At 41.2% G+C, this 13,612-nt stretch carries 12 protein-coding genes and 1 tRNA gene; 5 read left to right on the plus strand and 8 right to left on the minus strand.

Going from position 1 to position 13,612, the window contains the following annotated elements:
- Positions 1–6 precede the first annotated feature (6 nt).
- A complete protein-coding gene (locus AC1DYB_RS10660) occupies positions 7–1,653 on the plus strand; it encodes an Ig-like domain-containing domain (protein WP_477434728.1) in 1,647 nt (548 codons plus the stop codon).
- Here AC1DYB_RS10660 and AC1DYB_RS10665 read toward each other — a convergent pair.
- On the minus strand, positions 1,643–2,155 hold the full coding sequence (locus AC1DYB_RS10665; protein ID WP_477434731.1) for a gamma carbonic anhydrase family protein: 513 nt from the start codon (positions 2,153–2,155) through the stop codon (positions 1,643–1,645). The genes AC1DYB_RS10660 and AC1DYB_RS10665 overlap by 11 nt on opposite strands.
- A 39-nt stretch (positions 2,156–2,194) precedes the next feature.
- On the minus strand, positions 2,195–2,575 hold the full coding sequence (locus tag AC1DYB_RS10670) for a four helix bundle protein (protein ID WP_477434733.1): 381 nt from the start codon (positions 2,573–2,575) through the stop codon (positions 2,195–2,197).
- A gap of 78 nt (positions 2,576–2,653) precedes the next feature.
- Here AC1DYB_RS10670 and AC1DYB_RS10675 point away from each other — a divergent pair.
- Positions 2,654–2,726 (plus strand) — tRNA-Gly (locus AC1DYB_RS10675).
- Positions 2,727–2,910: 184 nt separating this feature from the next.
- On the opposite strand, the gene nadB is transcribed toward AC1DYB_RS10675, so the two are convergent.
- On the minus strand, positions 2,911–4,503 hold the full coding sequence (nadB, locus tag AC1DYB_RS10680; protein WP_295720717.1) for an L-aspartate oxidase: 1,593 nt from the start codon (positions 4,501–4,503) through the stop codon (positions 2,911–2,913).
- Positions 4,504–4,910: 407 nt separating this feature from the next.
- On the opposite strand from nadB, the gene nadA reads away from it, so the two are divergent.
- The 3 genes from nadA (at position 4,911) to AC1DYB_RS10695 (ending at position 7,873) form a co-directional block, all read left to right on the plus strand.
- On the plus strand, positions 4,911–5,903 hold the full coding sequence (nadA, locus tag AC1DYB_RS10685) for a quinolinate synthase NadA (RefSeq protein ID WP_477434735.1): 993 nt from the start codon (positions 4,911–4,913) through the stop codon (positions 5,901–5,903).
- A gap of 476 nt (positions 5,904–6,379) precedes the next feature.
- Entirely contained in the window at positions 6,380–7,426 is a 1,047-nt protein-coding gene (gene thiL / locus AC1DYB_RS10690; RefSeq protein ID WP_477434737.1) for a thiamine-phosphate kinase, read from the plus strand.
- A complete protein-coding gene (locus AC1DYB_RS10695) occupies positions 7,427–7,873 on the plus strand; it encodes a hypothetical protein (RefSeq protein WP_477434739.1) in 447 nt (148 codons plus the stop codon).
- 258 nt (positions 7,874–8,131) lie between these two features.
- Here AC1DYB_RS10695 and AC1DYB_RS10700 read toward each other — a convergent pair whose 3' ends face one another.
- The 5 genes from AC1DYB_RS10700 to AC1DYB_RS10720 form a co-directional block, all read right to left on the minus strand.
- The gene (locus tag AC1DYB_RS10700) at positions 8,132–8,428 is read right to left on the minus strand and encodes a GIY-YIG nuclease family protein (protein ID WP_477434741.1); all 297 of its coding nucleotides are present in this window, start codon (positions 8,426–8,428) and stop codon (positions 8,132–8,134) included.
- A 300-nt stretch (positions 8,429–8,728) separates the two neighbouring features.
- Positions 8,729–10,099 carry a DNA recombination protein RmuC gene (locus AC1DYB_RS10705; RefSeq protein WP_477434743.1) on the minus strand — a complete coding sequence of 457 codons (1,371 nt, stop codon included), beginning with the start codon at positions 10,097–10,099 and terminating at the stop codon, positions 8,729–8,731.
- A 275-nt stretch (positions 10,100–10,374) separates the two neighbouring features.
- A complete protein-coding gene (locus AC1DYB_RS10710) occupies positions 10,375–10,854 on the minus strand; it encodes a gliding motility lipoprotein GldH (protein ID WP_477434745.1) in 480 nt (159 codons plus the stop codon).
- 1 nt (position 10,855) lies between these two features.
- On the minus strand, positions 10,856–12,346 hold the full coding sequence (locus AC1DYB_RS10715) for a PSP1 domain-containing protein (RefSeq protein ID WP_477434747.1): 1,491 nt from the start codon (positions 12,344–12,346) through the stop codon (positions 10,856–10,858).
- Between the two features lie 2 nt (positions 12,347–12,348).
- On the minus strand, positions 12,349–13,494 hold the full coding sequence (locus AC1DYB_RS10720) for a DNA polymerase III subunit (protein ID WP_295720709.1): 1,146 nt from the start codon (positions 13,492–13,494) through the stop codon (positions 12,349–12,351).
- Positions 13,495–13,612 lie beyond the last annotated feature (118 nt).

Genomic DNA, 13,612 nt, shown 5'->3' on the forward strand with positions numbered 1-13,612 from the left:
AAAACTATGTTAAATCAAAAACCGGCCAATTTTTACAATTTTCTCCTCTATATTTTTGTTGTTTTATTGATTTCTGGCTGCGCCGCGCAACAACAGCCCCAGGGAGGGCCACGTGACGTAACGCCACCCGTTTTAGTGAAGGCACTGCCGGCCAACAAAACCCGAAATTTTGTTGCCAAAGAAATTGACCTGGAATTTGATGAGTTTATAAAACTCACCAACCAGTACCAGGAAATTACCATGAGCCCAACAATGGAAAAAGCACCGGAGTACACTTCCAATAAAAAGAAGCTGCGCATAGTTTTTAAAGACACACTCCATAAAAATACAACCTACGTTATCAACTTCGGAAAATCCATCCAGGATGTAAATGAAAGTAACGTGATGAAAAATTTCACCTACGTATTTTCTACAGGTCCGCACATCGACTCATTGAGCATCTCGGGATCGGTAACCAATACACTCACCCAGGAAAAAGAAAAAGATATCACCGTAATGCTTTTCCCGCTAAAACAGGATTCCTTACTTTTTGGAAAAAAGAAGCCGTCCATTTTCACAACAACAGATTCATCGGGAAATTTCAGTCTCAATAATCTGCATGAGGACAAGTACAGAATTTACGCGTTGAAAGAGGCCAGTCCGGATAAGATATTTAATAACGATAATGAATTGATCGGCTTCCTTAAAAAACCGATCGATTTAAAATCCGATACGAAGAACGTCAAGCTAAATCTGTTTAAACAATTCCCTGAGAAATTCAGGTTTGCCGAAAAACGTTTTGATGTTGATGGAAAGATGTTGTTTGTTTTTAATAAAGCTTTAATAAAACCATCATTAAAAATTATATACCCTGCAGATATCAATAATCAGAAATACGTAGAATTTAGCAAAACTAAAGATACAGCCTCGGTATATGTAAAATACATGAACTTCGATTCTATACGGGTAGCCATTTATGATAATAACAAACCCGTTGATACCACTTACCTGTTAAAAAGCAAAAAGGAAGTATTTTTAAGGGTCTTCAATTTCAAATACAATATATCAAACGATAAGTTAAAGCCAGGCGACGATTTAAAAATTACCAGTAACCTGCCCATCGAAACAATAAACAGCGCGCAGATCTCCCTTAAAGAAGACTCCATCACCCTGGCAACATCTGACTATACCTTACAAAAAGATACAGGTAATACTAAGTTCCTCACCCTAAAATACAGGTGGCGGCAAAACGCCAAATATGAACTGATATTTAATGAAGCCGCCTTTACAGATATCTATGGTGATAAGAATAAATATGCTGCAAAGAAATTTCAATCAGATAAAACGGAAAACTACAGTACCCTTACCGTTAAGGTTACGGTACCCGATACATCAAAAGCTTACGTAGTTGAACTGCTGAACGATCAAAAAACTATACTGCAAAGTAACGCCATCACCAAAAGCACATCTTTAGTTTACAAAAACTATTTAACCGGGAAATATATGGTGCGGGTTATTTATGATGAGAACCGTAATGGCAAATGGGACAGCGGAAACGTCCATTTAAAAAAGCAACCGGAAAACATCTGGATAAACGAAAAAGAGATCACGCTTAGACCCAATTGGGAAGCAGAAGAGCCTATTACGGTGCCCAAGGAGCCCATTACTCCTTAAACCAACCCGAGTACATGACATAATTTTTTGGAAGCTGCTTAAGCATCGCCATTTGCTCATCTGTTAAAGGCTTTATTTTTTTGGCAGGTACACCGGCGTATAAAAAGCCACTTTCGCAAATGGTATTTTCTAATACTACAGTACCGGCCGCAATGATAACAAACTCATTCACCACAGCATGATCCATCACGATGGCGCCCATACCTACCAGCGTATGATCATGTAGGGTACAGCCGTGTACAAGCGCGTTATGCCCTATAGATACATTGCTGCCTATCTTTGTAGGTGCTTTTAAGTAGGTAGCATGTATCACCGCTCCGTCCTGTATATTGGTGTTATCCCCTATTTTAATGTAATGCACATCGCCGCGGATAACCGCATTGAACCAAACGGAACAATTACTGCCCATCACCACATCTCCCACAATAGTGGCATTCTCGGCTATAAAACAATCTTCGCCCCAAACCGGGCTTTTACCTTTAACTGGCAATATAACTGGCATTTTTAAATTATTGAATTAATGAGTTATTGAATTATCGATTTAGTTACTTTTATTAATAGTTACTGTTTTTCTTGACGCTGATACTACTTTAAGAATTTGATTTGCTTCATCCATTAAAATAGAAATATCAGAAATTTTAATTATTTCAGCTTCAACTAATACTTCCATCCAAAATACCGATTCATCAGCCTCTTCTACCACAATAGATAGTTTGGCATGAAACTCGGCTTGAGATCGTGCCCTGCAAGCGGCCCTGTAATTTGCCCCGACCGACGACGACGAACGTAATAACTGCCGCCCTATTATTTTTGCTTCTTCTGTTTTAGGTAAAGACTTGAAAAGCTTAATATTATCAACAACAAATTTCTTTGTTCGTTTTTTAAACATTTCAGCAAATTCAATTCTGCTAACATCATTCATATCTAACTAAGCTAATTCAATAATTCAATAATTCAATAATTCAATAATTAATTTTCTTTATGTTTGAAGACAAAATAAGCGGAAATAGCTCAGCTGGTAGAGCATCAGTTTCCCAAACTGAAGGCCGCGGGTTCGAATCCCGTTTTCCGCTCATATAACTTCACTTTCTTTCCTCACCGTGTGCTAAAACGGCACAACAGGATGACGTTTCAACATAGAATCAAACAACAACCAAGTCATTGCGAGGCACGAAGCAATCGCGAACTGTACAAGTACGCCCTGTATAGCATGCGATTGCTTCGTGCCTCGCAATGACATATTTTTTTAAATTTCTTTTAAAACACCGTATCCTTAACCTCTTCAGCATGCACAGGATAATCAGTAGTATAATGTAAGCCCCGGCTCTCTTTACGTAACATGGCCGATTTTACCACGATGAATGATACCTGGATTAAATTACGGAGCTCGCAAAGTTTTACGGATAGTTTGGTTTTTTTATAAAATGATTCTGTTTCCTCATACAATAAACCTAAACGACGCATTGCCCGCTCCAGCCTAAAATCAGACCGAACAATGCCTACATAGTCATTCATTAGCTTCTGCATTTCGCGCACGTTGTGCGTAACCAAAATATCTTCATTTGACAATTGTACGCCATGCTCGTCCCAATCAGGGATATTAGCGGGTATCACAAAATCGTTAAATTTATCTACAGCATCTTCATAAATACGATGTGCAAAAACCAACGCTTCTAATAACGAATTGGAAGCCAACCTATTAGCACCATGCAAACCTGTTGAAGAACATTCGCCGCAGGCATATAACCTTAATATAGATGACTGGCCTACATGATCAACCATAACGCCGCCACACATATAATGACAGGCCGGTGCAACCGGGATCATATCCTTGGTCATATCAATACCGATCTCCAGGCATTTGGCATATATATTAGGAAAATGATTTAAAATATCTTTTTTACTGCGGTGACGGATATCCAGGTAAACAAAATCCTCGCCCGATTTTTTTATCTCGGCATCGATGGCCCTCGCCGTAATATCTCTTGGCGCCAATGATTTACGCGGATCATACTCCTGCATAAACTCTTCACCATTGGTACGCTTTAATATCCCTCCAAAGCCACGAACGGCCTCAGATATCAAAAACGAAGGATACTCACCCGGATTATACAAAGCTGTAGGATGAAACTGGATAAACTCCATATTCCTAACCTTACCTTTTGCCCTGTATACCATAGCAATCCCATCCCCGGTAGCAATAGTTGGATTGGTGGTAATTGAATAAATATGGCCGGCCCCACCGGATGCCATCACCGTAACCTTCGATAATATCTTTTCAACAACATTACTCTCGGTATTAAAGGCGTAAATACCGTAACAGGTTATATCGGTGCTTGATTTTCCTACCAGCTGGCCTAAATGGTGCTGGGTTATTAAATCTACCGCGAAATAATGTGTTAATATCTCAATATTGGGATTCTTGTGGATCTCTTCTAACAATGACCTTTCAATCTCCAGCCCGGTTACATCCTTATAATGTAAAACTCTAAACTCTGAGTGGCCCCCCTCTTTTGCCAGGTCATAAAAACCTTCGTTTGTTTTATCAAAATTAGTCCCGTAATCAATAATTTCATTAATTCTTTCCGGTCCTTCTTTAACAACGGCTTCCACAACATCACGGTCGCAAAGGCCATCACCACTAATTAAGGTGTCCTCAATGTGTTTTTCAAAAGAATCCTCCTTTTTATCCACAACTACCGCAACACCGCCCTGGGCATACTTAGTGTTGGATTCGTCTTCATTTGATTTTGTAACTATCAGAACCTTACCATGTTTCGCAGCCTTAAGGGCAAAACTTAGTCCGGCAATGCCTGATCCTACGATCAGGAAATCAACAGTTCGGGTCATATTTTATATATAAGTTGTGCAAATGTACACGATATGTTAATAACAGGGATAAAGATGTTAATTTGATGTAAAGAAATAGCTAATAAATAACCAAAGTGTGGATAACCCTGGATTTTGTAAATGAAATGAATAATTTTTGAGCGACTTTTGCATACTTTAAACACTAAAGCTAACATTTTAAACATTAACAAAATATTAACATATAACTTTCAAAAGAAAAATTTGAAACTATTAGAATTCACAAAATCAAAGTGATACGAGCTAACAAAGTGTTGATAACTGTTAATAAAAAATGAAAAATAACTTTTAATCTAAAATCTATACCGACTTTTGCACATAACTAACACCTTAACAAGTAATAGTTTTATTTATATAAATAATTAGTTGTTATTAATTGATTTGTTGAAATGGATATCTTCGAAGAAATAAATGTGACGGGATTTGTGGACGAATACATCGACCCAAGCCTTGATCTTTTTGCTGAAATTGAAAAACTTAAAAAGGAAAAAAACGCCGTTATTTTGGCGCATTACTACCAGGATCCTGATATTCAGGATATTGCAGATTATATTGGAGATAGCCTCGGCTTATCTCAGGAAGCTGCAAAAACGGATGCTGATATTATCGTTTTCGCCGGGGTGCATTTCATGGCCGAAACAGCCAAGATACTTTCGCCCACAAAAAAGGTTTTATTGCCCGATTTAAAGGCAGGATGCTCATTGGCAGATAGTTGTCCGCCACATTTATTTAAAAAGTTTAAGGAAAAGTATCCTGATCACCTGGTGATCACTTATGTAAACTGTACTGCCGAACTAAAAGCTATGACCGATATTGTTTGTACATCAAGCAATGCCGTACAAATAGTTGAAAGTTTGCCAAAGGACCAGAAGATAATTTTTGGACCGGATAAAAATCTTGGTGCCTGGGTGGCCAAAAAAACCGGGCGCGACCTGGTGTTATGGAACGGAGCCTGTATGGTGCACGAGATTTTTAGTCGCGAAAAAATAACCAAACTGAAGGAAAGACATCCGGGTGCTAAGCTGCTGGCCCACCCTGAGTGTGAAGAGGTTATTTTGCAGATGGCCGATTATATAGGTTCAACTACCGGGATCCTGAAATATGCAGGCAGTCACCCGGATAAGGAATTTATTGTAGCTACCGAGGCAGGTATTATACACCAGATGCAAAAGGAAAACCCGGATAAAACATTTATACCGGCGCCACCAAATAACAGCTGTGCCTGCAACGATTGCCCGCACATGAAACGTAATACACTGGAGAAATTATACCTGTGCCTTAAAAATGAGCTGCCCGAGGTTACTGTACCAGCCGATATTATTGAAAGAGCGGTGAAACCTATCGAAAGGATGCTGGAGATTTCGGCAAGATTGGGGTTGTAAGAGTAATTAAATAAATAAACCGTCCCGTCATTGCTGGGGGGAGAATCCGGGAGACACTGAAGGAGAAATGACGTTAAAAAGGGGGCTTTAGAAAATATGTCATTGCGAGGTACGAAGCAATCTCTACACAGGCAGATCAAACTTGACTGATTTCTCTGTACAGCTTGGAGGTTGCTTCGTACCTCGCAATGAAGAGTAAGAAAAGGTCCTAAAAAGCTAAAAAATTTTTCCGCCTTTGGCGGATATATTGTTTTTGCGGCGGCGCGAAAATTTAGGGGTCAATAAAATTGAATTGTTGATAACTACCCTAAATTCTCAAAAAATTTCCCGCCTTCGGCGGTAGGCAGCAAGCGGTTTTTTGCGACGGCGCGAAAAATTTAGAGAAAAGACAGGAAAAGCAGGAGCAATTTACTCGTGTTAAAATTATAAAAAGATTAATCAATGAAATCACCTAAACAGGTGTAATCATAAAGGATATGTTTGAAAATCAGGAAAGAACGAATTTAGAAGACTTAGGCGAATTTGGTTTGATAAATCATTTAACTAAAAATATAAAGCTGGAGCAGGCAAGCACGGTTAAGGGTGTTGGTGATGATGCAGCAGTACTTGATTTTACTGGCAAAAAGGTGTTAATAAGTACCGATATGCTGCTTGAAGGGATTCATTTTGATTTAGCATATACCCCGCTAAAGCATTTAGGCTATAAAGCCATCCAGGTAAACCTGAGTGATATTTATGCCATGAATGGAACTGCATCGCAGGTTACGGTTTCGATAGGTTTATCAAGTAAGTTTCCGTTAGAGGCTATTGAAGAATTGTATGAAGGCATTTACATTGCCTGTGAAAAATATAATGTGGATTTGATTGGTGGCGATACAACATCATCAAAACAAGGGTTGGTGATCAGCGTGACCTCTATAGGGTATGCGGATGAAGCCGATATTGTATACCGTAACGGTGCAGGGGAAGGCGATCTGATTTGTGTATCAGGAGATCTTGGTGGTGCTTATACTGGTTTGCAATTGCTTGAAAGGGAGAAGCTTATATATCTTGAAAATCCTAATATTCAGCCCGACCTGGAAGGGAAAGACTATATCGTTGAGCGCCAGCTTAAACCTGAGGCCCGGAGGGATATAGTTGAATTATTGAAAAGTATTGATGTAAAACCTACAGCCATGATAGATGTATCTGACGGGTTGGCATCAGAAATTATGCACATCTGCAAGCAGAGCGGAAAAGGCTGCAGCATATATGAAGAAAAGATCCCTTTAGACCCAATGACCTTTGAAACTGCCCGCGAATTTAATCTTGATCCAACCGTGTGCGCGCTAAGTGGTGGAGAGGACTATGAGCTTCTTTTTACCGTTAAACAAGCCGACTACGACAAGATCAAGTTTAAAATGGATATTACCATCATCGGCCATATCACAGAGCCCTCAGCGGGCTGTAATCTGATCACTAAAGCCGGAAATTCGCACCCGTTGAAAGCCCAGGGATGGAATGCATTTAAAAAATCAGAGTAAATGCTGAACAAATTTTTTGGCTGGTTTTATTTAAATAAACATCCCGAGGGGATAGTGCCCAACAAAGTAATTGCAGGCACATTTCTGCTCTATTTAGCGTTGCTATTGCAAATGGTCAGCAATTTGCTGGAGGGCATTAACCTGGCGGCTTTTATATTTCTGTTCGGCTTTCTCTTTTACTTCATTTTTATGACCGGCGAGGGCCGGAAATGGGCAAGGATAGTGATGCTTATTTTGATATTAATAAACTCCTACGCTCTGGTTGCAAGTATCACACACCCTGTAATAGTATTAAAGCCCCATGAGCCTGCGGTTCCTTATAAGTCCCCTGTGGTTTTAACTACGTTGTTTGTTGTAGAGGTGTTTGTTGAATTGATAGCAATGGGGTTGCTTTTTTCGGGGGAAGCAAAGGTGTGGTTTAATAGAGTGAGGATAAAGGCGATCTAACTCCGAAGTAGTGCCAAATTTAATGCTTTTCTAATTTAACCCCGAAGTCATGCCGAATTTATTTCGGCATCCCACAGGACAAGTCTGCGATACCTTTGTGTTACAGCATTCGGTCTACCGTCCTGTGAGATACTGAAACAAGTTAAAAAAGATCATTTATCACTTTACTAATATCTATGATTTAATCCCCTAAGTCGTGCCGAATTTATTTCGGCATCCCACAGGACAAGTCTACACCATAAAAGTTCATCGATATGATTAAAATTCCAAATCGTCTTTTAAATCCTTCATCTCTGGATTCACAGATTTAATCTGGTTTATTTTCCAATCCTGATGCCACCTTTTCAATTGCTTTTCACGATCGATAGCATCCGTTATTCTCTCAAAGTATTCATAGTAAACCAAATCATAAAGCTTATATTTCTTAACAAATTCAGACCCTTCTCCATTTATATGTTGCCAAACCCTCGTACGTAGATCGCTGGTGACACCAATGTAAAAAGTAGTGCGATAAATGTTTGTCATTATATAAACATGACCTTGTTTATAGAGCATTTTGAGAATCGGTTTAGGTAAGTAAAATTAAAAAAAAGGACTTAGTGTAAATGTTTTCTAAAAAGGAAAAATCGCTTTTTTTAATTTATAAATGCTTTTTCATTAGCTTGAGGGTATTATAAAGTTAAAAAGTGAGGCCTTTAGGATAATCACGTCTGTTAGGTCTGCTACTTGCATTTTGTAGACTTATCCCCTGCCTACCTGTCCTGTGGGGTGCCGAAATAAATTCGGCATGACTTCGGGGCTAAATGGGCTCACGTTTATTGCTTTTTATTCCTGCATTAGGGTACTGTCGAGAACTTACTCCTCCCCCAAAAACTTTTGATCTATCTGCTTATCGGCCTTTGCACCTAACTTCTTGATCTTCTCGGCGGTAGTAGTCAAATTACCACGGCCGTCTGAAAGTTTATTTATGGCGCTGTTATAGGCATTTTGGGTATAAGTAATATTCTTCCCGATACTATCCATATCGATCAGGAAGCCTACAAACTTATCATACATATCGCCGCTTAGGCGGGCAATTTCCAGTACGTTGCGGTTTTGGCGTTCCTGTTTCCACATGCTGGCAATGGTACGCAGGGTTGCCAGTAATGTAGACGGACTCACGATCACCACTTTTTTATCCCAGGCATAATTAAACAACTCGCCATCCAGCTGTACAGCAATGCTGAAAGAGGATTCTATCGGCACAAAAAGCAACACAAAATCGGGCGAATTGATCTTATACAAATCATGATATTTTTTGGCCGATAGCCCATTGATGTGGCCGCGGATAGATTCTATGTGTGCCTTGGCAAACAGCTTCCTGTCTTCTTCGGTATCGGCATTTACCAGTCGCTCGTAGGCAATGAGGGATACTTTGGAATCGATTACTAAATGCTTATCATCCGGCAGATCGATAATTACATCGGGTTGGTAACGTGTGCCATCATTGGCCTGCATAGCTGCCTGGATGCGGTATTCCTGGTCTTTAACCAGGCCCGAGCGTTCTAATACCCTCTCCAGGATCACCTCGCCCCAGTTGCCTTGTTTTTTGTTATCACCTTTAAGAGCTTTTGTTAAATTCTGCGCCTCATCGCTTATCTGTTTGTTAAGGTCCATCAGTTGGGTAATTACCCCTTTAAGCGTATTACGTTCGGCGGCCTCCATGTTGTAAACCTTCTCTACCTTATCTTCAAAAGCTTTCAGGTTTTCTTTAAGCGGATTAAGGATCAGATCCAGGTTGGTACGGTTTACATCAATAAATTCTTTTGATTTTTCTTTCAGCAGCTTCTCGGCCACATTCTCAAACTCCCGCTGAAACTGTACCCTGATCTGCTCTATCTCCAGCTTCTGCTCCTGCATTTTTTCCTGCTGCGATTTATAGTAAGACCGGGCACTCTCCAGCGATTGATTGGCCTGTGCCAGCAGTGCGCGTTCCTGAAAAAGTTCATCCAGTATACGGTCCTTGTCTTCTTTTAAAAACCGGGTGATACTTTCCTTGTCGCTTAATAAGCCGCTCGCTTTTTCCTCAGCTCTTGCCAGTGAAATTTTAAGTTGGTCACTTTCCGCACGTAGCCTGTTCAGTTCCTCTGCCGAAATTAATTCAGCAGCCTTAGGCTTTTTGATGAACAATAAAACGGCTATCAGCAGGATAACAACCGCTACGATAATTAGTATATCAGCACTCATTTTGATAAAAATATTAGCAAATTTAAGATAATATTTTTAGTAAAGGAAGGGGGGATATACAAAAATGGTATTGCTAAATAAGAGGCAATACCAAAAAATACGGTGCCGAAATAAATGAGATAAGCTATATTTTACTTACAAAAATTAGTAATATTATTAGGAGCCAGTTTATTACCCGTGGCAACGGCTTTATTAAAATCAGCGCAGGCACCGGCTTTATCAAGCGCGGTTATAGTTAGGCATGGCTGTATTTGGGATCAGGGGAAAAGAAATAATTACTGGACCTTCGCTATCCTCAGGCCCACATCGCTTACCTCATGCAAAGGGTTATCCCGCATGTTTTGCTCTATCTCGAAATGGTATTTGCCCTTTGCCGGGAATTTAATGTTGGTTTGAAAAGGCAGCTGGTAGCTATACAAATTACCCGAGCCTTTACCCAGCCATTCGCCATCGCGGGAGGCAAGTTTTACTTCGTAACGGGTTACTTTTACCTGTTTGCCGGGCGATGTTTGATAAATGAGTACAAACATATTGGAGTATTTGTAGGCATCGGTAACCCTTAAATTAAAGTATAGGTTGTAGGCAGCATTTGCATCTGTGATGTTACAATCAAACTTTACCCGGTTAACGTACGACCAATTGTGATCTGTAATGGACGAGTTGGCATCAATAACCGCTTTAGGGTCGGTACAGCTACTCAGCAGCATGATTAACATACATGCTGCCGGATAAAGTATCTTTATAAACCGTTTCATTTTATTGTGGTGTATCCTGCTGTGGTGGATTATTATTGTTACGGTTTTGGCTGTTGGGGTTTGGGCGGTTTGGCCTGTTACGCCTGTTATTATTGCCTCCTTCACGCGGCGGTCTGTCACCTTCCTGTGGTGGTTTGTTGCCTGCCTGCGGTGGTTTAGGCCCCTGTTGTTGTGGCTTATTACCCTGGTTTTGCGGCGGACGGTTGCCTTGTTGCTTTGGCGGGCGGCTACCTTGTGGCGGGCGATTAGCGTCCGGGGCGCCGGCTGTTTTTTCGGTTGCAGGCGCTGCTCCTTGTGGGCGTTGCTGGTTGTTCGGTTTTACATCGCTGCCGGGAGTAGCCGGTTTTTGAGTTTTATTGCGATTATTGTTGTTGTTTTTCTTTTGATTTTTGCTGCGCGCACGGTCATCAAGGCGGGTAAGGCTATCCTGGCCAACTACGTTTTCATAGTCAAGCGCTTTAACAGTTAGTGTTTCGTCTTCCTCCATTTCGCCCAGGTCGGCAGGGATAATACCTTCACGATTCAGTTGTTGAATTTCTTTAACCTTTGCAATTGGCATAGGCACCCATGATTCCTCGCGGGGATAGCTAAACCACATGATCTTTTTAAAGATGTCTGTTTTTTGCAGGCGCGCGTCGCCCTTTTCGGTTTTAAGCACATTCACATTATCAGGGATATGCTTAAGGGCATCCATGTAAGTATCCAGCTCGTAATTTAAGCAGCATTTTAATTTACCGCATTGCCCGGCCAGTTTTAAGGTATTTAAAGAAAGGTTTTGGTAGCGGGCCGCAGAGGTAGAAACCGTTTTAAAATCGGTTAACCAGGTTGAGCAGCAAAGCTCGCGTCCGCATGAGCCAATACCGCCTAACCGGCTTGCTTCCTGCCTCATCCCTATCTGGCGCATCTCTATCCGGATCCGGAAAGTTTCGGCCATTTTTTTTATCAGCTCCCTGAAATCGACACGGCCTTCGGCTGTATAATAAAAGGTAGCCTTGGTTTTATCGCCCTGGTAATCCACATCACTAAGCTTCATGCTCAGGTTAAGATCCAATGCCAGCTTACGCGATTTGTGCATGGTTTCCCACTCCATATCCTTGGCGGCTTTCCACTTTTCTACATCGGCTACGGTAGCTTTCCGGTAGATCTTTTTAACCACGTCGGCTTCTTTTACATGGCGCTTGGTCATTTGCATGCGCACCAGTTCGCCGGTTATAGAAACGTGACCAATATCATAGCCGCCTGTAGTTGCTTCAACAGCTACCAGTTCGCCGGCTTCGAGGTAAATATTGTCGTTATTCAGGAAAAACTCCTTGCGCGAACCTTTAAATTTTACTTCGATAACCGGATACGGTTTATAATTAGTTGGCATATCCATATGGGATAGCCAATCGTAAACATCTAATTTGCTGCAACCATTAGTAAGGCATGAGCCATTACTTTTACAGCCCGCAGGTGAGCATCCGCCCCCTGTTGAGCAACTTCCACATCCCATAATTAATTTGGTATATATTGACTCCCCGTAGGGATGGTTTTTAAATTTAGTATTTTTATAATCTGTAAAGATACATCTAAAAATAAAATTTTAGGGTTTGCGTTTCTCTCTACGTGGTAATGTGCCTTTTCAAGCTCGGTGCTTATGGTTTGTGCTTTTTCTATACTCAGCACGTTGGTCATTTTCTGGGCTGTTTCCAGCTCTTTGGCAGGCAGGTGTACCAGGTTGCCGGCGCCCGCAATCAGCAGGCAGCATTCGCGGATAAAACTGATGCCGTATCGTAAAAAATTCTTTTGGTTCTCCCTTCCCATCTTGGCAAACTGGTCAACAAAAGTTAAAACCTCCAGCCCTTTGTTGCTGAAACACAGGCGCAGCCATTGCACAAATAAAGTGTGATAGCTCTTGGTATCCTGCTGCAGCATGGTTAACGCCTCGGTTAAGTTGCCATTGGTGAGGTAAGCAATTTCGGCCGCGGCATCCTCGGTTTGGTTGTGCTCTGCAATTAAGTATTCCTTCACTTCGGACGAAAGCAGGCAAGGTATTTTTATCAGCTGCGTGCGCGAAAGGATGGTGTTCAGGATCTGATCCTGGTTTTGGGCCACCAATATAAAAAGGGTATTTGGCTGAGGCTCCTCAATGATCTTTAGTAATGCGTTCCCTTCTTTTTCCAAATATTCGGGCAGCCAAAGGATCAATATTTTATAGGCAGATTCAAATGGTTTGAAACTGAGTTTCTTGATAATCTGGTGGCACTCGGCAATGTTGATGTTGGCTTGCTTGTTTTCGGCATCCAGGTATCCGCGCCAGGTATCCAGGTTCATGTAGGGGTTTGCGGTAAAGGCCTCGCGCCATTGCTCAATAAAAGTAAGCGCGGTATCATCCTTATGTTTAGCGAAGAAAGGGTATGAAAAATGCAGATCGGGGTGCATTAATTTATTGTACTTGCGGCATGATGAACATACGCCGCAGGAGTCATCCGGTTGCTTATCTTCGCAGGATAGGTATTGGGCATAGGCAACAGCAAGTGCCAGGCTTCCCGATCCCTCGGGGCCCAAAAACAACTGCGCATGGCTTACCCGGTTCTCTGTCACCGAGTTAAGCAACCGTTGTTTTGTTGCCGCTTGTCCTACTATTTGCTTAAACTGCATTTGGTGCAAAATAAGAAGAAGATTTGGGATGTGAGATATGACGGGGACAGATTTTATATAGGAAGCAGATATATAGGCAGATGAGTGTATATGCTGATTTAATAAGTATTAAGGATTA

Source organism: Mucilaginibacter sp. P2_A4, from assembly GCF_056405015.1.